Raw genomic sequence first — 25,248 nt, forward strand, 5'->3', positions numbered from 1 at the left:
GTCTGCACCGCGCCGGAGGTACCGGCGCGGATCCGTCGCGGGCTGTCGGACGCGGCGGCGATCCTGCGTCGCGGATAGCATCCCCGTCTCTTGCCGGGCCTTCCCTGGCCTTGCGCGCCGGTTCGGCCTACATGGCGAGGCAACGGGCCGCGGTCCGGGATCATCCGGTACGGGCGCAGGCCTTCGGCCGGGCCGCGCAGCCGGAAGGGCGGACGCCGAACGGCATGAACTTTCAGGGACAGCACCGGGGACCGGCGGAGCCGGTCGAGCCGGTAAAGCACGACGCTGCCGCGGACACCCCGCGGAAAAGCTGGCGCGGCCGGTATGCCTGGATCGGCACGGCCGCCAGCATCGTGCTGTTCGCGGTCTCCCTCGGCGTGCTGTGGAAGCTCGTCCAGAGCGTCAGCTGGGCGGAGGTGCGGGCCGCCGTCGCGGCGGCGACCGCCGAGCAGCTCGGCCTGGCCTTCCTGTTCGTCGGGATCAGCTACCTGTTCCTCACGGGCTACGACGCGCTGGCCCTGCGCCAGCTCCGGATCAAGGTCCCGTACCGGATCACCGCCCTCGCCTCGTTCACGAGCTACGCGGTGAGCTTCACCCTCGGCTTCCCGCTGCTGACCGCCGGCACGATCCGCTACTGGATCTACGCCCGGCAGGGTCTGTCCACGGCCAAGATCGCGGCGCTCACCGTCATCGCCGGCTTCACCTTCTGGCTCGGCATGGGCGTGGTGCTGGGCCTCAGCCTGATCATCGAGGCCGGCCAGCTCGCCGGGCTCGCCTTCACGTCGATCCGGATCAACCAGGGCGTCGGCCTCGCGGCGCTGGGCCTCGTGCTCGGCTACCTCGCCTGGGTCTCGGCCAAGAAGCGCAGCATCACCGTCAGGCAGTGGCGGCTGGAACTGCCCGGCGCCTCGGTCTCGATCGGCCAGATGCTCGTCGGGATCGGCGATGTCTGTGCGGCGGCGGCCGTGCTCTACGTCCTGCTGCCGCAGGAGATGACGCTGGGCTTCACCACCTTCCTGGCGATCTACGTGCTGGCCGCCATGCTCGGCATCGCCTCCAACGCCCCCGGGGGAATCGGGGTGTTCGAGGCCACCGTGCTGCTCGCCCTGTCGAGCCTGCCGCGCAACGAGGTGCTGACCTCGCTGCTGCTGTTCCGGGGCTGCTACTACGTCGTGCCGTTCATGACCGCGCTCGCGATGCTGGGCCTCTACGAGATCGTGAAGAGGGCCGGCGGTGCGCGCGATCCGGGACCGCCGGAAGGCACGGCTGGCCCGTCCGGTCGGCCATGGCCCGACGACACCGAGTCCCGGTAACCGCTCCGGCCCGCCGTCGCCCATGTCCGACCGCCCGCGCAGTTCCCAATCCTGGATGGGCGCCGCGATCGCGATCGGCCTGTTCGGTGCCATCGTCGGGCTGTCCGGCCGTCTCGACCTTCCGCTGATCCTCGCCGGTCTCGTCTCGGTCTGCCTGGGCGGCTGGCTCGCCGGCCGCGGCCGGGACGCCCCACCGCCGCGGCCGGCGGCGACGGCCCAGCGCCACGCGATCGCCGAGGCGCTGCTGGCCCATGTCCCCGACCCGGTCATCCTGGTGGACCGCCGCACCCTGGTGGTGGAGGCCAATCCGGCGGCCCGGGCGCTCCTGCCGGCCCTGCATCAGGCCCGGCCCCTGTCCTTCGCCCTGCGAAGCCCGGAGGTCCTCGACGGGGTCGAGGCGGTTCTCAGTTCCGGCATGCCCCGCCGCGTCCCGCTTTCGACCCGAGTCCCCCTGGAGCGGACCTTCGAGGTCCAGATCGGCGCCCTGCCGATGCCGGACGGGTCGGGGGTCAGCGCCGTGCTGTTCCTGCGCGATCTCACCTCGGCCCGCCGCCTGGAGGCGATGCGGGTCGATTTCGTGGCCAATGCCAGCCACGAGCTGCGCACGCCGCTGGCCACCCTGATCGGGTTCATCGAGACGCTGCAGGGGCCCGCCCGCGAGGATCCGCAGGCCCGCGAGCGCTTCCTCGAGATCATGCGCGTCCAGGCCCTGCGCATGACGCGGCTGATCGACGACCTGCTGTCGCTGTCGCGGATCGAGCTGCGCGAGCACGTGGCCCCGACCACTGTGGTCGATCTCGGCGCGCTCGCCCGCCAGATGGTCGACGCGCAAGGGCCGCCCGCCGAGGCGCGGGGCGCCACGGTGCAGTTCGCGGACGGCGACGGCCCCTATCCGGTGCCCGGGGATGCCGACGAGCTCGCTCGGGTGATCGAGAACCTGATCGAGAACGCCGTGAAATACGGTGGCGGCCATGTCGGCGTCGGCCTGAGCCGGGAGGACGATCCCCGGCTCGGCCGCCGGATCGTGCTGTCGGTGACGGATGACGGCCCGGGCATCCCGCCCGAGCACATCCCGCGCCTCACCGAGCGCTTCTACCGGGTCGACGTGGCCTCCAGCCGCGCCCGGGGCGGGACGGGCCTCGGCCTCGCCATCGTCAAGCACAGCCTTAACCGCCACCGCGGCCGCCTCGCCATCGAGAGCACGGTCGGCCAGGGGACGATCGTGCGCGTCAGCCTGCCGGAACACGGTGCCCTGGCGGAGGGGCCGCGCGTCGCCGATCAGGCCGGGCCGGTATAGGGGCCGATCCCCAGCCCGGCCTCGACCCGCGGGATCCAGGCGCGAATCGCCGGGTAGGTGGCCAGGTCGAATCCGCCCTCGTGGGCCATGCGGGTATAGGCGACCAGCGCCACGTCGGCGAGCGTCAGCGCATCGCCGGCTATGAAGGCGGAGCGTTCGAGCGTCCCCTGCATCAGCCGCAGCGCGTCCCCACCGCGTTCCGCGAGCTTCGGGTCGAGCCCCTCCGGGGCGCGCTTGAGGTAGTGGAGCTGGTAGCGGCGGACCGCGATGTAGGGCTCGTGGCTGTACTGCTCCCAGAACATCCATTGCAGCATCCGGGCGCGGGCGCGCGCCGCTTCGGGCACGAGCGCCGAGCCTTCCGCCAGGTGGATGATGATCGCGTTCGACTCCGACAGGGTCTCGCCATCGGGAAAGACGACCAGTGGGACCCGGCCCGCGGAGTTCAGCGCCAGAAAGGCCGGATCGCGCGTCCCGCCGCCCGGGACATCGATCGTGTGCCATGTGGCCGGGATGCCGAGATGATCGGTCACCCATTTGACCTTCAGGCAGTTCCCCGAGCCGGGGTCGCCATAGATGGTCAGCTTCTCGGCCATGGGGTCTCCCGCGCGGCGTGCGAAGGAAATCTGTCCGGCCACGCGCGATTTGGCAATGCGATCCGGGCGGCTCTTGACCTTCCCATGATGGGAACCCCCATCTGAGGCGGCATGGATGCTTCGATCGGAACCGCCCCCGTGCCCGAACACGTCTCCCTGAGCTTTCCCGTCACGGGAATGTCCTGCGCGTCCTGCGTCGGCCGGGTCGAGCGCGTCCTGAGGGCGCTGCCCGGCGCCCGCGACGTGGCGGTCAATCTGGCGACCAACCGGGCCAGCCTCGTCCTCGGCGGCGGCGCCAGCCCGGCCGATGCCGCGGCGGCGCTGGCCGATGCCGGCTACCCCGTCCCGGAGACGGAGAGCCGGATCGCCGTCACCGGAATGTCCTGCGCCTCCTGCGTCGGGCGCGTCGAGCGGGCGCTCGCCGCCCTACCGGGCGTAAGCGGCGCCAGCGTCAACCTCGTCACCGGCCAGGCCGCGATCCGCCATCCCGAGGGCCTGGTGTCCGTGGCCGACCTCGTCGCGGCCGTGGGTGCGGCGGGCTACGAGGCCCGACCCGTCGAGGATGGGCCGCGACGCGATCCCGCGGCCCGGCAGGAGGCCGAGGGCCGTGCCCTGCGCCGCGACCTCGCCGTGGCGGCATTGCTGTCCGCCCCCGTGGTCGTCCTCGACATGGGCGGCCACATCCTGCCCACCCTCCACGGCGATCCGGTGACGGCCATGGTCCAGGCTGCCCTGGCGACCCTGGTGCTCGCCTGGCCCGGCCGCCGCTTCTTCCTGCGGGGCGTGCCGGGCCTGTTGCGCGGCCACCCCGACATGAACGCCCTGGTCGCCCTCGGGGCCGGGGCCGCCTACCTCTATTCCCTGGTCTCGACACTGCTCCCCGGCCTGCTGCCCGCCGGTGCGGCGCATCTCTATTTCGAGGCCAGCGTGCTGATCGTCACGCTAATCTTGCTCGGGCGAACCCTGGAGGCCGGCGCCCGAGGGCGGACCGGGCAGGCCATCGCCCGGCTGATGGACCTGGCGCCCAAGACCGCCCGCGTGATCCGGGACGGGGCCGAGGTCGAGGTACCGCTCTCGGCCCTGGCGGTCGGCGACGTCGTCCGCGTCCGTCCCGGCGAGCGGGTCGCCGCCGACGGTGCGGTGGTGTCCGGCACGAGCCACGTCGACGAAAGCATGGTCACGGGTGAGCCGGCGCCCGTGCGCAAGGGGCCCGGGGACCGGATGGTCGGCGGCACCCTCAACGGGCGCGGCAGCCTCGACCTGCGGGTCGATGCCGTCGGCGCCGCCACCGTGCTCGCGCAGATCGCCGCCATGGTCGAGCGCGCCCAGGGTGGCAAGCTGCCGATCCAGGCCCTGGTCGACCGCGTCACCGGGCGCTTCGTGCCGGCGGTGATCGGGATCGCTCTTCTAACCTTCCTGGGCTGGCTGATCCTCGCCCCGGCGCCTGCCCTCGGGCCGGCTTTGGTCAATGCCGTGGCGGTGCTGATCATCGCCTGCCCGTGTGCCATGGGGCTCGCCACCCCCACCGCCATCATGGTCGGGACCGGCCGCGCGGCTGGCCGGGGCATCCTGTTCCGCGACGGCGCGGCGCTGCAGGGCCTGCGCGACGTGCGCGTCGTCGCCTTCGACAAGACCGGGACCCTCACCGAGGGCCGTCCGCGCGTCACCGATCTTTTCGTCGGCGCGGGCCTCGCGGAGGACGAGGCGTTGGCGCTGGCCGCCGGTCTGGAAAGCCGGTCCGAACATCCGCTGGCCGGCGCCGTGGTGGCGGCTGCCCGCGGCCGGGGCCTCGCCATACCCGAGCCGGAGCGCTTCGAGGCGCTGGAGGGTTTTGGAATCTCCGGCCGGGTCGCGGGCCGGAGCGTGGCCCTCGGCGCGCCGCGCTACCTGGAAAAACTCGGCATCGCCCAGGACCCGGACCTCGCCGATCGGGCCGAGCGACTGGCTCGGGACGGTAAGAGCCCGATCCACCTGGCCCTCGATGGCCGTCACGCCGCCCTGCTGGCCGTGGCCGACCCGGTGAAGCCGGGCGCCCGCGAGGCCGTGGCGGCGCTGAAGGCGCAGGGCCTCGTCGTCGCGATGGTGACCGGCGACGATCCGCGCACCGCCGCCGAGATCGCCAAAAATCTCGGCATCGACGACGTGGCCGCCGGCATCCTGCCCGGCGGGAAGGTCGACGCCGTCCAGCGGTTCAGAGCGGCGCATGGGCCGGTGGCCTTCGTGGGCGACGGCATCAACGACGGGCCCGCTTTGGCTGAAGCCGATGTCGGCCTCGCCATCGGCACCGGCACGGACATCGCCGTCGAGAGCGCCGACGTGGTGTTGATGTCGGGGGATCCGGCGGCGCTGGTCGAGGCGCTGGCCCTGTCCCGGGCGGTGATGGCCAATATCCGCCAGAACCTGTTCTGGGCCTTCGCCTACAACGCGGCTCTGATCCCGGTGGCCGCGGGCCTGCTGGTGCCGTTCGGAGGCCCGGCCCTGTCGCCGGTCCTGGCCGCGGGTGCCATGGCCTTCTCCAGCGTCTTCGTCCTCGGCAATGCCCTGCGGTTGCGCCGGGCCGGCGGACGGGCCGCCCCCGTCACGGCGACGGCGCTGGCGCCGAGGCCCGCATGAGCGCGATCACGATCGGCGAGGCGGCGCGGCGCACCGGCGTCTCGGCCAAGATGATCCGCTGGTACGAGGCGACCGGCCTGTTGCCGCCCGCGACCCGCTCCGAGGCGGGCTATCGCCATTATGACGATGCGGACCTGCACACCCTGCGCTTCGTCCGCCGCGCCCGCGACCTCGGCTTCAGCGTCGAGGCCATCGCGGACCTGCTGGCCCTCTGGCGCGACCGCGCCCGGCCGAGCGCCGGCGTGAAGGCGATCGCCGAGCAGCAGATCGCGGATCTGCGCCGGCGCATCGCCGAGCTGGAGGGCATGGCCCGGACCCTGGAGCGCCTCGCCGAGAGCTGCTGCGGCGACGAACGGCCCGAATGTCCGATCCTGGACGATCTCGCCACCGAGGATCATGCGCCGGCGCCGCGGCGGTCGACTCGCGGCCTGTCAGATCGCGGACGGGGGCGGGGAATGGTGTAAGCTGCTTCGGAGGGTTCGGATTCATGACGACGGTTCAATTCGCCAGCCTCCTTGCCGTGCCGCTCGCGGGGCTCGTCCTTGGGGTTGGGATGCTGTGGCTGACCGGGAAGACCGACCGATTTGATGTCCCGCGCGACAAGCGTGGCCGTTGACGCCATGTCTGGCCCCGGCTTTGCTGGTCGGGCTCAGACCTGAAGGCCACGAAAGCCCGGACCCATGCCCGTCCTCGAACGGATCCGCGACTTCGCCGACACGATGACGACGTGGCGGCACGATCTGCATGCCCATCCCGAATTGCTCTACGACGTGGAGCGGACCGCGGGGTTCGTGGCCGACCAGCTCCGGGCCTTCGGCTGTGACGTGGTGGAGACCGGCATCGGCCGCACCGGCGTCGTCGGGGTGATCCGCGGCAACGGCCGGAGCTCGAACCGCGCCATCGGGCTCCGCGCCGACATGGACGCCCTGCCGATTCAGGAGGTGCGCGATCTCCCCTACCGCTCCACGGTGCCGGGCAAGATGCACGCCTGCGGGCATGACGGGCACACCACGATGTTGCTCGGAGCCGCCAAGTACCTCGCCGAGACCCGGGATTTCGACGGCGCGGCGGTGCTGATCTTCCAGCCCGCCGAGGAGGGCGGTGGCGGCGGCGAGGCGATGGTCGAGGACGGCCTGATGGAGCGGTTCGGGATCGAATCGGTCTACGGCATGCACAACATTCCCGGAATGGCGGTCGGTACCTTCGCGATCCGGCCGGGGCCGATCATGGCGTCCACCGACCGCTTCACCCTCACCATCGAGGGGCGGGGCGGCCACGCGGCCCTCCCGCAGAACGCCGTCGACAGCGTGCTGGTGGCGAGCCACGTGATCATCGCCCTGCAGAGCATCGTGTCGCGCAACCTCGATCCGCTGGAATCGGCCGTGGTCTCGGTCTGTGCGTTGGATGCCGGCGAGGCGTTCAACGTGCTGCCGCAGAGCGTGACCATGCGCGGCACCCTGCGCACCCTGTCCCAGGCGGTGCGCAGCCAGATCAAGGCGCGGATCGAGACCCTGGTGGCGGAGATCGCGGGTGCCTTCGGCGCTACTGGCGTGGTCGAGTACGGCTCGAGCTATCCGGTGACCGAGAACCATCCGGCCGAGACGGATTTCATGGCTGGCGTAGCCGAGTCCCTGGTCGGGGCCGAGAATGTCGACCGCACGGTGGCGCCGATGATGACGGCGGAGGACTTCTCCTACATGCTCGGTCGCCGCCCCGGCGCCTACATGTTCATCGGTAACGGCGACAGTGCCTCGCTCCACCACCCGCATTACGATTTCAACGACGCCGCGGCGCCTTACGGGGCGTCGCTGTGGGCGCGCCTGATCGAGACGGCGCTGCCCCGGACGGCGTGACGGCGGCGAGCGCCGCCCGCATCCCGCTCCCGACCCTTCGGCAGGCCGTCCCGGTCTGGCTGCGGGTCGCGGCCCTGTCGTTTGGCGGTCCGGCCGGCCAGATCGCCGTGATGCACCGCCTCCTGGTGGAGGAGCGGCGCTGGATCTCCGAGCGGCGTTTCCTCCACGGGCTCGGCTTCTGCACGCTGTTGCCGGGGCCGGAGGCGCAGCAGCTCGCGACCTATATCGGCTGGCTGATGCACGGCCCGGCCGGCGGCTTGGTCGCGGGCGGGCTGTTCGTGCTGCCGGGCTTGCTGGCCCTGATGGGCCTGAGCTGGCTCTACGTGCTGTACGGTGCGGTGGAGTGGGTCGAGGGCCTGTTCTTCGGGCTCAAGGCGGCGGTGCTCGCCATCGTGCTGCACGCGCTCTGGCGCTTGGGGGGCCGGGCGTTGCGCGGGCGGGCGGACCGCCTCATCGCGGGTGCCGCCTTCGTGGCCATCTTCGCCCTCGCGGTGCCGTTCCCGCTGGTCGTGGTCGCGGCGGGCATCCTCGGCCTCGTGCTGGGGCGGAGACCCGCACCGGCCTCGACCCCCGTGGAGGCGGCAGCCGACGAGGCCGGGTTCCTGATCGGCGAGGCCATGCTGCCGCGGGAGCACGCGGGGCCGGCGGATTCGCTGCGCATCGGCGCGCTCTGGCTGGCGATCTGGCTGTTGCCGGTGGTCGCTCTGCTGGTGTTGCCCGGGCTGCCGCCGGTCTTCGGGCAGGTGGCTGTGTTCTTCGCCAAGATGGCGGTTGTGACCTTCGGGGGCGCCTACGCGGCCTTGGCCTATGTCGCGCAGCAGGCGGTGGAGCATTACCGCTGGCTGCGGCCTGGGGAGATGCTCGATGGGCTCGGACTCGCCGAGACCACCCCCGGCCCGCTGATCATGGTGCTTCAGTTCGTCGGCTTCCTGGCCGGCTACCGGGCGCCCGGCACCCTGCAACCGCTGCTCGCCGGAACGCTCGCCGGCCTGCTCACCACCTGGGTGACCTTCGCACCCTGCTTCCTCTGGATCTTTGCAGGGGCGCCGCTGATCGGGCGCCTGCGCGGCAGCCGTCTGCTCGCCGGCGCACTCTCGGCGATCACCGCCGCGGTCGCGGGTGTGATCCTCAACCTCGCGGTCTGGTTCGGGCTGCGGACCTTGTTCCGCGAGGTCCGGACGGTGCCGCTCGGGCCGCTGCGCCTGGACCTGCCGGTGCTCGGCAGCCTCGACCCCGCGGCCCTGGGGCTGACGCTGCTGGCGATCCTGGCCGTCTTCCGGCTCGGGCTTGGAGCGGTCCCCACCCTGGCGCTCTGCGCCGGGGCCGGGATGGTGCTGCGGCTGACGGGCCTGGCCTGACTCGGACAGTCAGGCGCCGTAGCGGGCCTTGAGCAGCGCGTAGGTCAGGCGCGCGGTCTGGACCTCGCCGCCCTCGGGCCGACCGGGCTTGGTCGAGGGGTTCCAGCCGTAGAGATCGAAATGGCCGTGCGCCCGCGTCTTCGGGGCGAAGCGGCGCAGGAACAGGGCCGCGGTGATCGCCCCGGCGAACGGGCCGCCGGAGACGTTGTTGAGATCGGCCACCTTGGAGTCGAGCAGGCTCGCGTAGGGGGCGTGCAGCGGCATCCGCCAGATCGGGTCGATCGCGATCCGCCCCGCCTCCGCGACGGCTGCCGCCAGGGTCTCGTCCTCGGTGAAGAACGCCGGCAGGTCCGGCCCCAGGGCCACGCGCGCAGCCCCGGTCAGCGTCGAGAAGTCGAGGATCAGCTCGGGTCCCTCCGCGTCGGCGAGCGCCAGCGCGTCGGCCAAGATCAGCCGGCCTTCGGCGTCGGTGTTGCCGATCTCGACGCTCAGCCCTGCTCGGCTGGACAGCACGTCGCTCGGGCGGAAGGCGTTGCCCGAGATCGCGTTCTCCACCGCCGGGATCAGCACCCGCAGGCGGATCTTGAGGCCGGCGCCCATGATCATGTCGGCGGCGGCCAGCGCCACCGCGGCGCCGCCCATGTCCTTCTTCATCAGCAGCATCGCGGAGGATGGCTTGATGTCGAGCCCGCCCGTGTCGAAGGCGACGCCCTTGCCCACCAGGGTCACCTTCGGCGCGTCCTCCGGACCCCAGGTCAGATCGATCAGCCGCGGTGCCCGCGTCGAGGCGGCGCCGACCGCGTGGATCAGGGGAAATTCCTGGGCCAGTTCCTCGCCCTGCGTGACATCGATGGCCGCGTCGTAGCGCTCGGCCAGGGCCCGGGCGGCGGCCTCGATCTCCGCCGGGCCGAGGTCGTTGGCCGGGGTGTTGATCAGGTCGCGGCCCAGCGCCACCGCACCGGCGACCCGCTCGACCTCCGCAGCGTCGATCCCGGCCGGTGCCGCCAGTCGGGCTTTCGTGCCCCCGGAGGACCGGTAGCGACCGAAGCGGTAGCTGCCCATCAGCCAGGCCAGGGCGGCCTCGGCGGGTTCGGGGGCGTTCTCCAGGCGAAACGCGCCATCCGGCAGCAGCCCCGGAAGCTTGCCGGCGATCAGCCGGTCGTAGGTCGGCGCCTCGGGATCGCCGAGGCCGAACAGCACCCGGGCGAGGCTTCCGTCCGGTCCCGGCAGCAGCGCGAGACTCCCGGCCTTCGGCTTGAAGCCGATGGCGTGCGCAAAGCTCCTGTGCGCCGGTTCCAGGGCGGCTTCGGCCTCGGGCCAGGACGCCGTCGTGACGAGGGTGACCGGCACGGAGGGCGTGTCGCCGGGCAGCAGGGCGGGCGTCGCGGAAGTGTCGGCCTGGGTCATGTGCCTCTCGTGCAGCGGTCGGGCCGGCAGCGGCTTAACCGGTGGTTAGGGTTAACGCTCTATCACCGGCCGGCCGGGAGCGTGAAGCGCGAGCCAGAGCCCGCCCGGCCAGTGCCGGCGGAGCGTATCATGAAGACGGCCCCGATCCGGGTCACCACGACCCCGGCTTCCACCCGCCGCCGCGCCGGCCTCGCCGCCGCGGTCCTCGTGGCGCTGGGTCTTGCCGGCTGCAACACCCGCTCCCCGGAGACCACCGGCTCGATCGGTGAAGTCGGCGCGCGCCAGACGGCTTCACGCCAAGAGACGCCTTCACGTCAGGACATCGACGCTCTGGCCGAGCGTTTCAACGCCAATCCCGGCGACGGGCGGACGGCGGTTGCCTACGCCCGCGCTCTCCGCTCGAACGATCAGGCGGCCCAGGCCTCCGCGGTGCTGCAGCAGGCGGCCCTGCGCAACCCACGCGACACGTTCATCCTCGGCGCCTACGGCAAGTCGCTGGTCGAGGCCGGCCGCTACCGCGAGGCGATCGACGTGCTCGCCAATGCCCATTCCCCGGCCTCGCCCGACTGGCGCATCCTGTCGGCGCAGGGCTCGGCCTCCGCGCAGCTCGGTGAGCAGGCCCGGGCCCAGAGCTTCTACGAGGCCGCGCTCAAGATCCGGCCGAACGAGCCCTCGCTGCTGTCCAATCTCGGCCTGTCCTACGCGCTGTCGCGCAATCTCGATCAGGCCGAGCAGACCCTGCGTCTCGCCGCCGACCAGCCCGGCGCCGATGCCCGCGTCCGGGCCAACCTCGCCCTTGTGCTCGGTCTCAAGGGCCGCTTCGCCGATGCCGAGACGGTTCTGCGCCGCGACATGGGACCCGAGGAGGCCGCGGCCAACGTGGCGTCCCTGCGCAAGCTCGCCGCCCAGCCGAATCGCTTCAAGACGCTGTCCGGCGCGCCGCAGCAGGGCTGACGGTCCTCAAGCCGCACCTGAGCAGGTCGCAAAGGCCCCCGGGATCGGTCCGCGTCTCGGGATAGGCCGTGCCGTGGGCACATGCGCGCAGGCCCGACAGGGCCGCGCGGCTGTCATCGCAACCCGGTAGCGGCCAGATTCGAAAAGTTCTATATCGAGTCCTGGCTGCGCCGCGCGGCTCCACGGGCGTCCAAATCGCCCCCGCGCATCGTCTCCTGCCCGGGCACTCCCGGGGCGGCGCGCGCCCGTCGGGCGCTACACAGGCCGAACACAGACTTCCTAGCGCAGGTCTTGCCTGCGCGTGTTCGACAACCCGCAGCGAGGATAGAACCAGCCGTGCCATCACTCGACAGCTTCAAGGCCCGCCAGACGCTCGAAGCCGGCGGCAAGACCTACACCTACTACTCGATCCCCGAGGCCGAGAAGAACGGCCTCGCCTCCGCCACCGCGCTGCCCTTCTCCATGAAGGTCATCCTCGAAAACCTGCTGCGCTTCGAGGACGACCGCTCCGTCCGGAAGGCCGACATCGCGGCGACGGTCGGCTGGCTCGCCGAGAAGGGCAAGGCCGAGGTCGAGATCGCCTTCCGCCCCGCCCGCGTGCTGATGCAGGACTTCACCGGCGTCCCGGCCGTGGTCGATCTGGCGGCCATGCGCGACGCCATGGTGGCCCTCGGCGGCGACCCGCAGAAGATCAACCCGCTGGTGCCGGTCGATCTCGTCATCGACCACTCGGTGATCGTCGACGAGTTCGGCACCCCGAAGGCGCTCGCCGACAACGTCGCCCTCGAATACTCGCGCAACGGCGAGCGCTACACCTTCCTGAAGTGGGGTCAGTCGGCCTTCGACAACTTCTCCGTGGTTCCGCCCGGCACCGGCATCTGCCACCAGGTGAACCTGGAATATCTGGCCCAGACCGTCTGGACGAAGTCCGAGGACGGGGCCGAGATCGCCTATCCCGACTCGTTGGTCGGCACCGATTCGCACACCACCATGGTCAACGGCATGGCGGTGCTGGGCTGGGGCGTCGGCGGCATCGAGGCCGAGGCGGCCATGCTCGGCCAGCCGCTCTCGATGCTGATCCCCGAGGTCGTGGGCTTCAAGCTGTCGGGCAAGCTGCCCGAGGGCACCACCGCCACCGACCTCGTGCTCACCGTCACCCAGATGCTGCGCAAGAAGGGCGTGGTCGGCAAGTTCGTGGAATTCTACGGCCCTGGCCTCGACGACATGGCTGTCGCCGACCGGGCCACGATCTCCAACATGGCCCCGGAATACGGCGCCACCTGCGGCTTCTTCCCGATCGACCAGAAGACCATCGACTTCCTGAAGGTCACCGGCCGGTCCGACGACCGGATCGCCCTGGTGGAGGCCTACGCCAAGGCGCAGGGCATGTGGCGCGACGCCAAGACGCCCGACCCGGTCTTCACCGATACGCTGCAGCTCGACATGGGCGAGGTCCGGCCCTCGCTGGCCGGCCCGAAGCGCCCGCAGGACCGCGTCCTGCTCGACGCCGCCAAGCCCGGCTTCGCGACCTCGATGGAGACCGAGTTCAAGAAGGCCGCCGACCTCGCCAGCCGCTATCCGGTCGAGGGCACGAACTTCGACATCGGCCACGGTGACGTGGTGATCGCTGCGATCACCAGCTGCACCAACACATCCAACCCGTCGGTGATGATCGGCGCGGGCCTGCTCGCCCGCAACGCTGTCGCCAAAGGCCTGCGCTCGAAGCCGTGGGTGAAGACTTCGCTCGCCCCCGGCTCGCAGGTCGTCGGCGAGTATCTGGAAAAATCCGGCCTGCAGGAGCCCCTCGACGCGCTGGGCTTCAACCTCGTCGGCTTCGGCTGCACCACCTGCATCGGCAATTCCGGCCCGCTGCCGGAGGCGATCTCCAAGGCGATCAACGACAACGACGTCGTGGCCGCCGCGGTGCTCTCGGGCAACCGCAATTTCGAGGGCCGGGTGAACCCCGACGTGCGGGCGAACTACCTCGCCTCGCCGCCGCTGGTCGTCGCCTACGCGTTGGCCGGCTCCATGCAGATCGACATCACCACCGAGCCGCTGGGCCAGGGCTCCGACGGCAAGCCGGTCTACCTCCGGGACATCTGGCCGTCCTCGGCGGAGGTGCAGCAGTTCATCGAGGAGAACATCACCTCGGAGCTGTTCAAGCGCCGCTACGCCGACGTGTTCGGCGGCGACCAGAACTGGAAGGACGTCGAGGTCACCGAGGCCGAGACCTTCGCGTGGAACCCCGGCTCCACCTACGTCCAGAACCCCCCGTACTTCGTCGGCATGGAGAAGACGCCCAAGCCCGTGGAGGACATCGAGAACGCCCGCATCCTCGGGCTCTTCCTCGACTCGATCACCACCGACCACATCTCGCCCGCGGGCAACATCCGGGCGGCCTCGCCGGCCGGCGAGTACCTGCAGGCGCACCAGGTCCGCGTGCAGGACTTCAACCAGTACGGCACGCGGCGCGGCAACCACGAGGTGATGATGCGGGGCACCTTCGCCAACATCCGCATCAAGAACCAGATGGTCCGGGACCCGTCCGGCAACGTGGTCGAGGGGGGCTGGACGCTGTTCCAGCCCACTGGCGAGAAGATGTTCATCTACGACGCGGCGCAGAAATACGCCGAGAGCGGCACGCCGCTCGTCGTCTTCGCCGGCAAGGAATACGGCACCGGCTCGTCGCGCGACTGGGCGGCCAAGGGCACGAAGCTGCTCGGAATCCGAGCCGTGGTCGCCGAGAGCTTCGAGCGCATCCACCGCTCGAACCTCGTCGGCATGGGCATCGTCCCGCTTGTGTTCCAGGGCGAGACCTCCTGGGCCTCCCTGGGCCTCAAGGGCGACGAGACCGTCACCATCAAGGGCCTGTCGGGCGAGCTGAAGCCGCGCCAGACCCTGGTCGCGGAGATCACCTCGGCGGACGGATCGAAGAAGGAGGTGCCGCTCACCTGCCGGATCGATACGCTCGACGAGCTGGAATATTTTCGCAATGGCGGCATCCTGCCGTACGTGCTGCGCTCCCTCGCGGCCTGACCCTCGGTCAGGCGGCCTCCGTAGGGTCGCCTGAACCGTTACGAGGCGGCGCCGATCCGGCGCCGCCTTTTTCATGCGCGCTGGGCTGCGCATCTTACGATTGTTGTCTTGCGCGCAATCTTGTTTTCGCCGTCCGGCACCCCATAACCCGGCTCCTGAAGCCAGGATGGGATCCCCATGAAGCACGCCACACAAATCCTCGCCGCCGCCGGCCTGACCGCCCTGCTGTCGAGCACGGCCTTCGCCGCCCAGGTCGAGCGCGTCCGCGGCACCATCGACAAGGCCGAGGGCAGCACGCTCACGATCAAGACCGACGACGGCAAGTCCGAGACCGTCGATGTCGGCGGCGCCAAGTTCGCCTGGGTCGTCCCGTCGAGCCTCGACGCCATCAAGGACGGCGTCTTCATCGGCACCGCCACCAAGGGCGAGAACCCGATGACGGCCCTCGAAGTCGTGCTGTTCCCCGAGTCGATGCGCGGCACCGGCGAAGGCCATTACGGCTGGGACTCGATCACCGACCAGACCGGCGGCGCCGGCTCCAAGGTGAAGAGCGCCATGACCAACGGCACCGTGAAGGCCGAGACGGCCAACGCGCCGAAGGTGAAGAGCGCGATGACCAACGGCACCGTGAAGGCCGACAAGGCCGCGTCGGGCGGCGAGCGCACCCTGACGGTGAGCTACGGCAAGGACGGGTCCAAGGAGATCGTGGTGCCGTCCTCGGCGCCGATCGTCGCCTTCGAGCCGGCCGACAAGGCGATCCTGGCCCCCGGCTCCAAGGTTTTCGCGGTCGTCGCCAAGGATGGCGCCAAGGCCGAGGGCAAGCTCGTGGCGGTCGGCAAGGATGGACTCACCCCGCCGATGTGATTTTTTGGAGTCTTCGCGCGCCGCGTTCGGCCAGGCTGGCTGCGGCGCGCGGGTCCATCATCGAAGCTCGGGCGTTCTGCAGGTTCGGACATGAAGGCTGAACCTGCAGTGTTCGGGCGGCGGTGCTTGGCGTCCGGGAATGCTGCAAGCGCGTGCACAAATCATCGGCACGGTTGAACGCCGTTCATGGACAGAGGTCGGGCTTTTCCCAATCCTGAGAAACGGCTCCACATCAGCAACCTGCCTCACATGGGGTGATCAGGCTTAGGATGATCAATACATTTGTAATCCGAGTCAACGACCGTAAAATAATACTTCCTATCATATTGATATTTAGTATGAAAAATTAGCGCGTTATATAATGGGTCATATCATGTTCGGTTTGTGAGCAGCGTAATCCGGCTGATCTCAGGAGTTGATATTTTCGCGACTGTGCTAGAGTATCGGATATCTAGCCTCGAAGACGCGGGACCGGCGCGATGAAATTCTTGCGCGACGCAAAAATTCTTGTGAAATTTATCATTCCGCTTGTCATTATAGCCTTCGCGGCTGGAGGATTGCTTATCTACGCCCGCTCGAGCCTGATCGCGCAGTCAGGACAGACTCGGCAGATCGTCGATGTGCAGGCCAAGCGCCTCGCGCTGATCCTCGGCCTCCAGATCGATGGCAGCGAAATCTCCGTCCAGGCGCGGAACCTCGTCCTCGAGACGCGGGAGTCCCAGATGGCGGGGTACGAGACCCGCATCAAGCAGGCCAAGGCGCACGCTTTCGGCGTCATCGATGAACTGGGGAAGCTCACCGATACGGTCGAGCGGCGCGCGGCGAACGAAGCGCTGCGCCAGACCTTGACGGCGCTCGGTGCGGTCATCGACCGAGTCATCGCCAGCGCGGAGCAGGGTGACAGCGAACTCGCGCGCGACATCCTGCTGGGCGATGGCAATCCGCTGCGCGCGAAGCTGTGGGAGCTGGCGCAAGCTCGGGTCGAGGTCCTGACGGCCGAACTCCAAAACGAGCGCGATGCGTCCGAGCAGTCCGCCTCTCGCGCCACCCTTACGCTGGTCGCGACGGCCTCGATCGGCCTCGCCGTCGCCATCGCGGCGGGCGTCGTGGTGGTCATCCTCGGCGTTACGGCGCCCCTCAAGAGGCTGGTCCGGACGCTCGAACGGATGGGGCGCGGGGAAATCGACAGCGACATCGCCGAGGCCGTCCGCGGCGACGAGATCGGCGCGGTCGGGCGTGCGGTCGAGGGGATCAAGCGGATGGTGGCCGAGAAGGCGGCCGAGCAGGCCGAGATCCGGCGCCGTGTTGAAGCGGAGGCTTCGGCCGAGCGCAGGCGTGCCCGGGCCGAACTAGCCGAGAGCTTCGAGCGGACCATGGGCGGCATCGTCGGTGCCGTGTCGAACTCGGCCACCGAGCTGCAGACCGCCGCCCAGAGCATGACCGACACCGCCAGCCTCGCGGCGATGCAAGCCGCCACCGTCGCGGCGGCGGCCGAGGAGGCCGCCGGCAACGTCCAGACTGTCGCGGCGGCCGCGGAGGAGCTCGGCAGCTCGGTCCAGGAGATCGGCCGTCAGGTTACCGGATCGGCCGATCTGACCCGGATTGCGGCCCGGGAAGCCGGCGAGACGACCCAACTCGTGCAGGCCCTGAACCAGACTTCGGTGAAGATCGGCGAGATGGTCGGGCTGATCGCCAGCATCGCCAGCCAGACCAACCTGCTGGCACTCAACGCGACCATCGAGGCGGCCCGGGCCGGCGAGGCGGGGCGCGGCTTCGCCGTCGTCGCCAGCGAGGTGAAGGAGCTGGCCAGCCAGACCGCCAAGGTCACGGACGAGATCACCGGCCAGATCGGGGCGATCCGGGCGGTGACCGAGAACGCCGTGGCGGCGATCGGCGGCATCACCAGCCGGATCGGCGAGATCGACGGCGTCACCGCCAGCATCGCCGCGGCGGTTGAGGAACAGGGCGCCGCGACCCAGGAGATCGTCCGCAACGTCGCGCAGGCGGCCTCTGGCACCGGCGAGGTCACCAGCAACATCGTCGGGGTCGCGGAAGCGTCGGAGAAGACCGGAGCGGCCGCGACTCAAGTGCTGGGCGCGGCGGCGGTGCTCTCGGATCAGTCCGGGCGCCTGAACGCCGAGGTCGCCCGCTTCCTCAACGGCATCCGGGCCGCCTGAGGCAGCATGGTGCCGGTCCGATAGACGCGCAAAAGATCATGGTTTCAAAAGGTCTTCGACCTTTTGCGGGTGCAGGGCAGAGCCCTGCGAAGACTCGGGGCTCCGCGCCCCGAACTCCGCCAAAGGGCCGCAGGCCCTTTGGAAACCCATGTTCGAGCCGTGAGATCGCCCCGTATCAGGCCGCGAGCGCGACGGTGTAATCCGCTTCGGTCTTCTTGCGGATCTCTTCCTCGGAGACGCCGTCGGCGAGCTCGATCAGCTTCATGCCGCCGTCGCCCTTCTTGTCGATCTCGAACACCCCGAGATCGGTGATCACCAGATCGACCACCCGGGTTCCGGTGAGCGGCAGGTCACAGGCCTTGAGCAGCTTTGGGCTTTCGGTGCCGTCCTTGTTCTTGGCGACGTGCTCCATCACCACGATGACGCGCTTCACGCCGGCAACGAGGTCCATGGCGCCGCCCATCCCCTTCACCATCTTGCCGGGAATCATCCAGTTGGCGAGGTCGCCGTTGCCGGCCACCTGCATCGCCCCGAGGATCGACAGGTTGATGTGCCCGCCCCGGATCATCCCGAAGGAGTCCGCCGAGGAGAAGTAGCTCGTCGTCGGCAGCGCGGTGATCGTCTGCTTGCCGGCATTGATCAGGTCCGGGTCCTCCTCGCCTTCGTACGGGAAGGGGCCCATGCCGAGCATGCCGTTCTCGGATTGCAGCTGCACCGACATGCCATCGGGAATGTAGTTCGACACCAGCGTCGGGATGCCGATCCCGAGGTTCACGTAGAAGCCGTCTTCCAGCTCCTTGGCGGCGCGCGCCGCCATCTGCTCGCGGGTCCAGGCCATCGTTTTACTCCCTTCCCTCGATCAGTGCGTGCCGCCGCCGGCGGCGGCCGCGCGCGTGCTATCGCCGCGCTTGCGGGTGGTGCGCTGCTCGATGCGCTTCTCGCGCACGCCGACCTCGATGATCCGCTTCACGAAGATCCCGGGTGTGTGGATCGTGTCCGGGTCGATCTCCCCAGGCTTCACGAGGTGCTCCACCTGCGCCACCGTCATCTTGGCGGCGGTCGCCATCATCGGGTTGAAGTTGCGGGCGGTCATCCGGTAGCGGAGGTTGCCCTCGGTATCGCCGGTATGAGCGTGCACGATGGCGAGGTCCGCGAACAGGCCCCGCTCCATCACGTACTGCTCGCCGTCGAACTCCCGCACCTCCTTGCCCTCGGCGACCTTGGTGCCGACGCCGGTCTTGGTGAAGAAGGCCGGGATGCCGGCGCCGCCTGCGCGGATGCGCTCGGCCAGGGTCCCCTGCGGATTGAACTCGATCTCAAGCTCGCCCCCGAGATACTGCCGGGCGAACTCCTTGTTCTCGCCGACATAGGACGAGATCATCTTGCGCACCTGCCGGGTGTCGAGGAGCTTGCCTAGGCCGACCCCGTCGATGCCGGCATTGTTCGAGACGATGGTCAGACCCTTGACCCCCGAGGCGCGCACCGCCTCGATCAGCTCGTCGGGGATGCCGCAGAGGCCGAAGCCGCCGCACATCACCATCATGTCGTCGCGCAGCAGGCCGGCCAGAGCCGCCGTGGGATCCGTGTAGACCTTCTTCATCGAACCGTCCTTTTCCCGCCCGGTCTGTCCCGGCCGAAATCTTGGGAAGCGCGTTTCCTTGGGCCTGCTGTCCCTGATTCCGCTGACGAAATCCAGTACCGGTATCCTCAGCCCACATGGCGTCCGGGGCGATCCGTAACCCGCACCGCGCTGGGGAGAGCGGAGCGGCCCGCGCGGCCCCCCGCAGACAAGGCCGGCGGAGCGCGCTATGACGTGCACCCAACGAGCAGACCCGACCGGGCCGCGACGGCTTGAGGGGGCTGGCGCGGCACCTGGCCCCCGGCCGCACCCGCGGCTCGCCCATTCGGAGCATGATGTCGCCGCGCCGCCCGATCTTCGTTGTCGCCCTCGGAGGTCTGATCCTCGCGGGGCTCGGCCTGCAGGACTGGTCGGTCGATGGCGGCCGGGCGATGACCTTCGCGGGCCATGCGCTGGACGATTACGGCCTGGCGCTGACCGCTCAGGGACCAGCGAGCCTCAGGCTCCTGCCGATCCCGCGCCTGAGCCTCGGCCGCGTCCGCATCGCCGCCGGACCCAACGGGCTGACTCTCGCAGAGGGCGGCCGCCTGACGATCGACCTCGACCCGCTCGGATTGCTGGCCGGCCGCGCCGCCTTGGGCGGGCTCCGGCTGGACGATGCACGGCTGTCGCCGGATGCCGCCGCCTGGCGCGCACCGCTGGCTCAGCTTGCCGGGCGGATGCGCTCGGGCCTGACCCAGCGCCCGCGCTGGATCGCCCTGAGCGGTGCCCGCATCGGCAACGGCGACGACGCGCGGGATATCGATGTCGACCTCGCCTGGCCGTTCTGGAGCGCGTCCGCCGAAGCCCATGCCGGCCTGACCTGGCGGGGCGTGCCGACGCGGATCGCGCTGACTCATCTGCTGCCGGCCTACATCGCGCAGGGCTTGCGCACCCCGTTCACGGCGTCGGTGACCTGGCCGGATGGCAGCCTGGCCGCCGAGGGGACGGCGGGGTCCCCACCGGACGGGGATGGCCTGCCGGCGCTGGCCGGGCGCGCCCGGTTCGAGAGCCGCTCGCTCCCCCGGACCCTGGCCTGGCTCGGGCGCGATGCACCGCTCGCGGCGCTTGCCGGCGCCTTCTCGCTCGAGGGACGGTTCGAGGCTGCGGACCGATCCGTGTCGTGGCCGAGCCTGCGCGTGGGGCTCGGCGACGACGTTCTGGATGGCGCGGGCGCCGTGACCCTGGGGGCCGGGGCCGCGCCGCGCCTCTCGGTCCAGGCGACGCTGGCGGCCGAGACGCTCAATCTGTCGCCGCTGATGGGCGACCTCATCAAGCTGTTCGAGTCCGAGCCGACGTCCCTGGCGCTGGCACCGCTGACCAAGGGGGATCTCGACCTGCGCCTGTCCGCGGCCGAGGGCCGGGTCGGGCCGGTCCAGGCGCAGGATCTGGCCGCCAGCATCCTGGTGCGGGACGGCGCCGTGGAAGTCGCCGTGAACCGGGCACGCCTTCAGGACGGGACGCTCAAGGGGCGTCTCACCCTGTCGTGTGCCGAGGATCCGGCCGAGACCGAGGTGCGAATGCAGGGCAGCCTGGATCGGGTCGATGCCGGGACCCTGCTGGGCGAGATCGGCGCGGGACGCTGGATGAGCGGGCCCCTGCAGGGTCAATTCAGCCTGGAGGGCAGCGCCCGCGACAGCGCCGGCCTGCTCGCCCATCTCGGCGGCCGTGCCACCCTCTCGGTGGATGGGGGCGCGATCGCGGGACTCGACCTGGCCGAGCTCGTCCATCGCAACGGCGTAGTTCCCGCCGGCGCGCTCGCGCGCCGGAACGGCCGGACCGTCTTCGAGCGCGCCGCGATCACCCTGCGCTTCTCCGACGGGATCGGCGAGTTCGCCGAATCCGGCCTGCGGGGCCCGAGCGTCGGAGCGAGCCTGCAGGGTCAGGTCTCGCTGCCGGGCCGGCGGATCGAGGCCCGGGGCGACCTCGCGCTGCGGGCCCTGGCCGACCCGGCCCGCGGGCTGCTGTTCGAGGTCTCGGGTCCGTGGGACGCGCCCACGGCGCAGATCGTGTCCCACGGCGAGGCGATGCTGCCCGATCCCTTCAAGGTGCCGGCCGCCCTCGGGCTGAGCGGCACCGCCCGCGCCTACGCACCCTGACCTTGGCCATCGCGCCTGCCCGAACCTCCAGCATCGTGCCGGATATCGGAACCGGCGCGATGCTGTAGATCCTTGATGTCGCATCATCTTTTTCCCGAAAGCCGGTGGCCACCTTTCGGGATGATGCTTTAAGCTCCGGCCCCGAACCCCTCCGTGACCCCCATGCGCCGCCAGCTCGTCGAGGATCCCGTCACCCGCGCCGGACCGCTGTCGCGGCAGCTCGCGGTGTTCTCCATCATCGCCACCGGGCTCGCCCTGATCCTGGTCCGGGACCCGCGCGCCGATACCGACGCGGCGCTGGTGGCTCTCGCGGCCGGGCTCTGCGTCGCCCTGGCCGCGGCGGTCGCGGCATTCTTCGCGTTCGTGCATGTCTGGCGCGAGGGCGCGCGCGGCCTGGGGGCTGCGCTGGCCGGACTGCTGCTCGCCCTGCTGCTCCTGGGCTACCCGGCCTATCTGGGTGTGCGCGGCCTGCGCCTGCCGATCCTGTCGGACATCACCACCGATATCGACAACCCGCCGGCCTTCTCGCGCTCGCGCGCCGCCTTCGCGGCCCGGGGTGGACTCTACCCGGCCGATCCCGGCCCCGCGATCCGCGAGCGCCAGCGCGGCGCCTACCCGCAGATCGCCCCGCTGACGCTCGATATCGGCGCCGAGGAGGCCTTCGAGTTGGCCCGCAAGGCCGCCCTCAACCGGCATTGGCAGATCGTCGAGGCGATCCGTCCGGGGGGGCGTACCGGCAACGGCCGGATCGAGGCCGTGGCCCGCGGTCTCATCTTGAACCTACCCGACGACGTGACCGTGCGGATTCGCCCCCGGGCCGACGGCGCCCGGATCGATGTCCGCTCAGCCTCGCGGCTCGGAGGCCGCGACTTCGGCAGCAATGCCGACCGCATCCGGGCCTATCTCGACGACGTCGCCAACTTGGCGCTGGCGGTTAAGTAGCCTCAGGCGGGCGCGTAGGTCCCATCGAGGCGCGGTGGTCCGTCGCAGGTCGCGAGCCCGCGTCCGACGAGATCCTCGAGATGGGCGAACACCGACAGGGCGGCCGCCCCCCGCAGCCGTGGGTCGAGACCCTGGTAGATCGCCGCGACCACCTCCGGGATGCGCGCATCCCCGGCGGCCAGGCGAGCGCGGATCGCCGCCTCCCGCTGGCGGCGGTGGCCGATGAGGCAGCGGACGAGGCGCGCGGGTTCGCGCACCGGGCCGCCATGGCCGGGCCAGTAGATCGTCTCGCCGCGCCCGCGCAGCTTCTCCAGCGAGGCCATGTAGGCCCGCATCTCCCCGTCCGGGGGGGCGACGATCGAGGTGTTCCAGGCCATCACGTGGTCGCCTGAGAACAGGGCCTCGGCCTCCGGCAGCGCGAAAGCGAGGTGGTTCATCGTGTGGCCGGGAGTCTCCACGGCCACGAGGGTCCAGCCCGGCCCGGAAACGGTATCGCCGTCCGCCATGACCCGCTCGGGGGCGTGCGCCCTGTCGGAGCTGGCATAGAGCATCGGCGCCTCGCCCTCCGCCAAGGCGCGGGCCGCGCGATGCGGGCCGCAGCCGACGATCGGCGCACCGGTCCGGGCCGCCAGGAGACGCGCGCCCGGCGAATGATCCCGATGCGTGTGGGTGACCACGATCACCGCGACCTGCTCGGGGCCGAGGTCGGTCAGCAGCGCCTCGACATGAGCGGGATCGTCCGGACCCGGATCGATGACCGCGACCCGCTCGTGGCCGACCACGTAGGTGCAGGTCCCGGTCGCCGTGTAGGGGCCGCCGTTCGGGGCGATTCGCCGCCGGATCAGCGGGGCGACGTGCTCCATGCGCCCGCTCTCGGGCAAGGACCGATCGAAGGTTGGCTTGCTCTCGTCTTCAACCGCCATCGCCACCCCGTGCCTTCCCGGCGGTGGTTCTACGGCTGCGCCCAAGGGCAGCGCAATCGGGTGCGATGGTTCAGGGGGGGGCGGACGGAGAAATGCCCCCGGCCAGCGGCTCGGGAGCCTTGGTTGCGGCGATGCGCCGGTTCGCCTGTCAGTGTCAGGCGGGTCGCGACTCAGCCGGCCCGGTGGGACCGGCCGGCCCGCACACGGACGGGTACGGGAACGGGAGCCGGCACGACGCCGAGCCCAAGGGCAGCCGCGCGCGCCATGTCGGCAGCCCCATCGACGATCTCCGTCACGCGCGCCGCGAGGGCAGCGATCTTGGATCGAACGGCTCTCTTTGCAGTTTGCAGCATCTCGGATCCCGGTTCGGACCTAATGACCAATCATCGAACGCGACCGCCCAACTCCCGTTCCGTCACCCTTCGTCGCGGGGAGGTCCATCAGCGAGACGAAAAGCGGGTCCGTTGTCAAGTGTGCGGAACCGAAGTGAAACCTTGGCGTTTTCGAGTCCAGAACGACGCGGCCGCCCGCGCCGGTACTTTTAAAGGATACGCACCATGCTCGGTTGGGCCGTAACTTTCCTCGTCGTCGCACTGGTCGCCGCTCTGCTCGGATTCGGTGGTATTGCCGGAACCGCCATGGAAGCTGCCAAGCTGGTGTTCTTCGTGGCGATCGTCCTGTTCGCGATCTCGGCCGTTGTCGGCCTGATGCGCGGCCGTTCGCCAACTCTGTAAAGCAGTCGTAACGACTGACGCTGGCGCCTGGCTGGCGCGCGAATTGGGGGGAGCCGCCGTCACCAACGGCGGCTTTTCCATCTTGGAAGGCTGTCCGGCCAGCAAAGCGCATGGGCCTATCACTGGACATCATGCCTTTTCGCGGTCGCCGCCATCGAGCTTGGCGATGAGTTCGGCAAAACGGTCAGGGACCGGCTGCTGAGCTACCGTGTCGTACATCGCACGCAACTGTGCGGCGAGGCGATTGCGGGTGTGGTCGCTGAGGCCATGACGGGCGGCGGGCCGGTCTCCGGTGGATGGGACGGCGACCCGACCTTCATCGGAGGGGAGTAGGCGATCTGCGGCGGTTCCGGCATGCGGATCTCCCGTGCGGAGGTCCGCATCCTTGCCCTGGTCCGCCATTCACACGCCCCTTGTTGCCGAAGTCCGCTGGGCCGCATTGTACTGCGGCTCGACATACGCCATGGCTGCGGCTGCAACGCCCGCCCGCCGGATCGGTTCCGCTGGGGGCGGAACGGAGTGCGGGCCTCCGCGTTGGGCGGTAGGCTGCGCAGGATACAAGCCGGCCCCGGCACGACCTCGGTCGAGGACCGAGGCATCGCGGCCGGGCAACACGGCGAGGCACAGGGGATCGAATGTCGACATCGCAACTCGTGGTACAGCACCTGCCGTACCTGCGCCGCTACGCGCGGGCGCTCACGGGGAGCCAAGTGGCGGGCGACGCCTATGTCGCTGCCACCCTGGAAACCCTCGTCAACGAGCCGGATACGCTCGGCCGCAGCACCAACATCAAGGCCGACCTGTTCCGGGTCTTCACCCGGATCTGGAATTCCCTGTCGGTGAACGGCCGCAGCGAGCAGGTCCAGCACGATTTGCCCGCCGAAGTCCGCCTCGGCCAGATCACGCCGCTGCCGCGCCAGGCGTTCCTGCTCTCCTGCCTCGAAGGCTTCTCGGAAGAGGACGCCGCGATCATCCTGGCAGTGGACGTCTCCGAGGTCCGCGACCTGGTCGATGAGGCCGGCCGCGAGCTCGCCGCCGACATGGCCACCGAGATCCTCATCATCGAGGACGAGCCGCTGATCGCCATGGATCTCGAGGCTCTAGTCGAAGGCCTCGGCCACAATGTCATCGGCGTCGCCCGCACCCGGACCGAGGCGATCAAGATCGCCAGCGAGGGCAAGCGCCCGGGCCTGATCCTGGCCGACATCCAGCTGGCCGACGGGTCCTCGGGCCTCGACGCGGTGAACGACCTGCTGAAGACCTTCGAGGTGCCGGTGATCTTCATCACCGCTTATCCGGAGCGCTTCCTCACCGGTGAGCGGCCCGAGCCGGCCTTCCTCATCGCCAAGCCGTTCCAGCCGGCGAACGTCTCCGCGGTGATCAGCCAGGCGCTGTTCTTCCAGCAGACCGCGCGCCGCCGGGAAGCCAAGACGGCTTGAAGCTCCGACCTTCGGAGCGGTTCGCCGC

General features: G+C 70.2%; 21 protein-coding genes. 15 read left to right on the top strand and 6 right to left on the bottom strand.

Annotated elements, in window-relative coordinates; genetic code table 11:
* Positions 1–224 precede the first annotated feature (224 nt).
* Together MKK67_RS07385 and MKK67_RS07390 are read left to right on the top strand one after the other, a co-directional pair.
* The gene (locus MKK67_RS07385; protein ID WP_243963260.1) at positions 225–1,313 is read left to right on the top strand and encodes a lysylphosphatidylglycerol synthase domain-containing protein; all 1,089 of its coding nucleotides are present in this window, start codon (positions 225–227) and stop codon (positions 1,311–1,313) included.
* Positions 1,314–1,335: 22 nt separating this feature from the next.
* Positions 1,336–2,610 (top strand): ATP-binding protein, encoded by a 1,275-nt coding sequence (locus MKK67_RS07390; RefSeq protein ID WP_243963133.1) that lies wholly within the window; start codon positions 1,336–1,338, stop codon positions 2,608–2,610.
* On the opposite strand, the gene MKK67_RS07395 is transcribed toward MKK67_RS07390, so the two are convergent.
* Entirely contained in the window at positions 2,592–3,203 is a 612-nt protein-coding gene (locus MKK67_RS07395; protein ID WP_243963134.1) for a glutathione S-transferase family protein, read from the bottom strand. The genes MKK67_RS07390 and MKK67_RS07395 overlap by 19 nt on opposite strands.
* 111 nt (positions 3,204–3,314) lie before the next feature.
* Between MKK67_RS07395 and MKK67_RS07400 the strand changes: the two genes are divergently transcribed.
* The 5 genes from MKK67_RS07400 to chrA all read left to right on the top strand — a co-directional run bounded on the left by MKK67_RS07400 (position 3,315) and on the right by chrA (position 9,027).
* Complete coding sequence (locus tag MKK67_RS07400; RefSeq protein WP_243963135.1) at positions 3,315–5,816, top strand: heavy metal translocating P-type ATPase; 2,502 nt, start codon at positions 3,315–3,317, stop codon at positions 5,814–5,816.
* Positions 5,813–6,280 carry a Cu(I)-responsive transcriptional regulator gene (gene cueR / locus MKK67_RS07405; protein ID WP_243963136.1) on the top strand — a complete coding sequence of 156 codons (468 nt, stop codon included), beginning with the start codon at positions 5,813–5,815 and terminating at the stop codon, positions 6,278–6,280. Before MKK67_RS07400 ends, cueR begins: the two co-directional genes overlap by 4 nt.
* A gap of 23 nt (positions 6,281–6,303) precedes the next feature.
* Positions 6,304–6,432, top strand: coding sequence for a hypothetical protein (locus MKK67_RS32555; protein WP_279601489.1), 129 nt, complete (start codon positions 6,304–6,306; stop codon positions 6,430–6,432).
* A 64-nt stretch (positions 6,433–6,496) separates the two neighbouring features.
* Complete coding sequence (locus MKK67_RS07410) at positions 6,497–7,669, top strand: M20 aminoacylase family protein (protein ID WP_243963137.1); 1,173 nt, start codon at positions 6,497–6,499, stop codon at positions 7,667–7,669.
* Positions 7,666–9,027, top strand: a complete 1,362-nt coding sequence (gene chrA, locus MKK67_RS07415) for a chromate efflux transporter (protein ID WP_243963261.1) — start codon at positions 7,666–7,668, stop codon at positions 9,025–9,027. The genes MKK67_RS07410 and chrA overlap by 4 nt, the downstream gene beginning before the upstream one ends.
* 9 nt (positions 9,028–9,036) lie before the next feature.
* Here the strand turns inward: chrA and MKK67_RS07420 are convergent, their stop codons facing one another.
* Complete coding sequence (locus MKK67_RS07420) at positions 9,037–10,434, bottom strand: leucyl aminopeptidase family protein (protein ID WP_243963139.1); 1,398 nt, start codon at positions 10,432–10,434, stop codon at positions 9,037–9,039.
* Positions 10,435–10,563: 129 nt separating this feature from the next.
* On the opposite strand from MKK67_RS07420, the gene MKK67_RS07425 reads away from it, so the two are divergent.
* The 4 genes from MKK67_RS07425 to MKK67_RS07440 all read left to right on the top strand — a co-directional run bounded on the left by MKK67_RS07425 (position 10,564) and on the right by MKK67_RS07440 (position 17,465).
* Complete coding sequence (locus MKK67_RS07425; RefSeq protein ID WP_243963140.1) at positions 10,564–11,388, top strand: CDC27 family protein; 825 nt, start codon at positions 10,564–10,566, stop codon at positions 11,386–11,388.
* Positions 11,389–11,724: 336 nt separating this feature from the next.
* Complete coding sequence (acnA, locus tag MKK67_RS07430) at positions 11,725–14,424, top strand: aconitate hydratase AcnA (protein WP_243963141.1); 2,700 nt, start codon at positions 11,725–11,727, stop codon at positions 14,422–14,424.
* A 177-nt stretch (positions 14,425–14,601) separates the two neighbouring features.
* Positions 14,602–15,288 (top strand): metal ABC transporter permease, encoded by a 687-nt coding sequence (locus MKK67_RS07435; RefSeq protein ID WP_243963142.1) that lies wholly within the window; start codon positions 14,602–14,604, stop codon positions 15,286–15,288.
* Between the two features lie 479 nt (positions 15,289–15,767).
* Positions 15,768–17,465, top strand: a complete 1,698-nt coding sequence (locus tag MKK67_RS07440) for a methyl-accepting chemotaxis protein (protein WP_243963143.1) — start codon at positions 15,768–15,770, stop codon at positions 17,463–17,465.
* A gap of 175 nt (positions 17,466–17,640) precedes the next feature.
* On the opposite strand, the gene MKK67_RS07445 is transcribed toward MKK67_RS07440, so the two are convergent.
* Together MKK67_RS07445 and MKK67_RS07450 are read right to left on the bottom strand one after the other, a co-directional pair.
* The gene (locus MKK67_RS07445) at positions 17,641–18,303 is read right to left on the bottom strand and encodes a CoA transferase subunit B (RefSeq protein ID WP_243963144.1); all 663 of its coding nucleotides are present in this window, start codon (positions 18,301–18,303) and stop codon (positions 17,641–17,643) included.
* 21 nt (positions 18,304–18,324) lie between these two features.
* The gene (locus MKK67_RS07450; RefSeq protein ID WP_243963145.1) at positions 18,325–19,065 is read right to left on the bottom strand and encodes a CoA transferase subunit A; all 741 of its coding nucleotides are present in this window, start codon (positions 19,063–19,065) and stop codon (positions 18,325–18,327) included.
* Between the two features lie 311 nt (positions 19,066–19,376).
* Here MKK67_RS07450 and MKK67_RS07455 point away from each other — a divergent pair, with 311 nt between their 5' ends.
* Both MKK67_RS07455 and MKK67_RS07460 read left to right on the top strand, forming a co-directional pair.
* On the top strand, positions 19,377–21,182 hold the full coding sequence (locus MKK67_RS07455) for an AsmA-like C-terminal region-containing protein (RefSeq protein WP_243963146.1): 1,806 nt from the start codon (positions 19,377–19,379) through the stop codon (positions 21,180–21,182).
* 162 nt (positions 21,183–21,344) lie between these two features.
* Positions 21,345–22,124 (top strand): DUF1499 domain-containing protein, encoded by a 780-nt coding sequence (locus MKK67_RS07460; RefSeq protein WP_243963149.1) that lies wholly within the window; start codon positions 21,345–21,347, stop codon positions 22,122–22,124.
* 2 nt (positions 22,125–22,126) lie between these two features.
* On the opposite strand, the gene MKK67_RS07465 is transcribed toward MKK67_RS07460, so the two are convergent.
* Positions 22,127–23,047: an MBL fold metallo-hydrolase gene (locus tag MKK67_RS07465; protein ID WP_243963150.1), complete on the bottom strand. Its 921-nt coding sequence runs from the start codon at positions 23,045–23,047 to the stop codon at positions 22,127–22,129.
* Positions 23,048–23,604: 557 nt separating this feature from the next.
* Between MKK67_RS07465 and MKK67_RS07470 the strand changes: the two genes are divergently transcribed.
* Positions 23,605–23,781: a DUF1328 domain-containing protein gene (locus tag MKK67_RS07470; RefSeq protein WP_007568853.1), complete on the top strand. Its 177-nt coding sequence runs from the start codon at positions 23,605–23,607 to the stop codon at positions 23,779–23,781.
* Positions 23,782–23,910: 129 nt separating this feature from the next.
* Here MKK67_RS07470 and MKK67_RS07475 read toward each other — a convergent pair whose 3' ends face one another.
* Positions 23,911–24,183: a NepR family anti-sigma factor gene (locus tag MKK67_RS07475; protein ID WP_243963151.1), complete on the bottom strand. Its 273-nt coding sequence runs from the start codon at positions 24,181–24,183 to the stop codon at positions 23,911–23,913.
* Positions 24,184–24,416: 233 nt separating this feature from the next.
* Here MKK67_RS07475 and MKK67_RS07480 point away from each other — a divergent pair, with 233 nt between their 5' ends.
* The gene (locus MKK67_RS07480; protein ID WP_007568855.1) at positions 24,417–25,220 is read left to right on the top strand and encodes a response regulator; all 804 of its coding nucleotides are present in this window, start codon (positions 24,417–24,419) and stop codon (positions 25,218–25,220) included.
* Positions 25,221–25,248 lie beyond the last annotated feature (28 nt).

The sequence above is a fragment of the Methylobacterium sp. J-072 genome (assembly GCF_022829425.1).
In the GTDB taxonomy this organism is placed as follows: Bacteria; Pseudomonadota; Alphaproteobacteria; order Rhizobiales; family Beijerinckiaceae; genus Methylobacterium.

Bases quoted from the DNA above. Each gene is read 5' to 3' on its own strand.
- MKK67_RS07385 (WP_243963260.1), top strand. From the start codon at position 225: ATGAACTTTCAGGGACAGCACCGGGGACCGGCGGAGCCGGTCGAGCCG.
- MKK67_RS07390 (WP_243963133.1), top strand. From the start codon at position 1,336: ATGTCCGACCGCCCGCGCAGTTCCCAATCCTGGATGGGCGCCGCGATC.
- MKK67_RS07395 (WP_243963134.1), bottom strand. From the start codon at position 3,203: ATGGCCGAGAAGCTGACCATCTATGGCGACCCCGGCTCGGGGAACTGC.
- MKK67_RS07400 (WP_243963135.1), top strand. From the start codon at position 3,315: ATGGATGCTTCGATCGGAACCGCCCCCGTGCCCGAACACGTCTCCCTG.
- cueR (WP_243963136.1), top strand. From the start codon at position 5,813: ATGAGCGCGATCACGATCGGCGAGGCGGCGCGGCGCACCGGCGTCTCG.
- MKK67_RS32555 (WP_279601489.1), top strand. From the start codon at position 6,304: ATGACGACGGTTCAATTCGCCAGCCTCCTTGCCGTGCCGCTCGCGGGG.
- MKK67_RS07410 (WP_243963137.1), top strand. From the start codon at position 6,497: ATGCCCGTCCTCGAACGGATCCGCGACTTCGCCGACACGATGACGACG.
- MKK67_RS07420 (WP_243963139.1), bottom strand. From the start codon at position 10,434: ATGACCCAGGCCGACACTTCCGCGACGCCCGCCCTGCTGCCCGGCGAC.
- MKK67_RS07425 (WP_243963140.1), top strand. From the start codon at position 10,564: ATGAAGACGGCCCCGATCCGGGTCACCACGACCCCGGCTTCCACCCGC.
- MKK67_RS07435 (WP_243963142.1), top strand. From the start codon at position 14,602: ATGAAGCACGCCACACAAATCCTCGCCGCCGCCGGCCTGACCGCCCTG.
- MKK67_RS07440 (WP_243963143.1), top strand. From the start codon at position 15,768: ATGAAATTCTTGCGCGACGCAAAAATTCTTGTGAAATTTATCATTCCG.
- MKK67_RS07445 (WP_243963144.1), bottom strand. From the start codon at position 18,303: ATGGCCTGGACCCGCGAGCAGATGGCGGCGCGCGCCGCCAAGGAGCTG.
- MKK67_RS07450 (WP_243963145.1), bottom strand. From the start codon at position 19,065: ATGAAGAAGGTCTACACGGATCCCACGGCGGCTCTGGCCGGCCTGCTG.
- MKK67_RS07455 (WP_243963146.1), top strand. From the start codon at position 19,377: ATGATGTCGCCGCGCCGCCCGATCTTCGTTGTCGCCCTCGGAGGTCTG.
- MKK67_RS07460 (WP_243963149.1), top strand. From the start codon at position 21,345: ATGCGCCGCCAGCTCGTCGAGGATCCCGTCACCCGCGCCGGACCGCTG.
- MKK67_RS07465 (WP_243963150.1), bottom strand. From the start codon at position 23,047: ATGGCGGTTGAAGACGAGAGCAAGCCAACCTTCGATCGGTCCTTGCCC.
- MKK67_RS07470 (WP_007568853.1), top strand. From the start codon at position 23,605: ATGCTCGGTTGGGCCGTAACTTTCCTCGTCGTCGCACTGGTCGCCGCT.
- MKK67_RS07475 (WP_243963151.1), bottom strand. From the start codon at position 24,183: ATGGCGGACCAGGGCAAGGATGCGGACCTCCGCACGGGAGATCCGCAT.
- MKK67_RS07480 (WP_007568855.1), top strand. From the start codon at position 24,417: ATGTCGACATCGCAACTCGTGGTACAGCACCTGCCGTACCTGCGCCGC.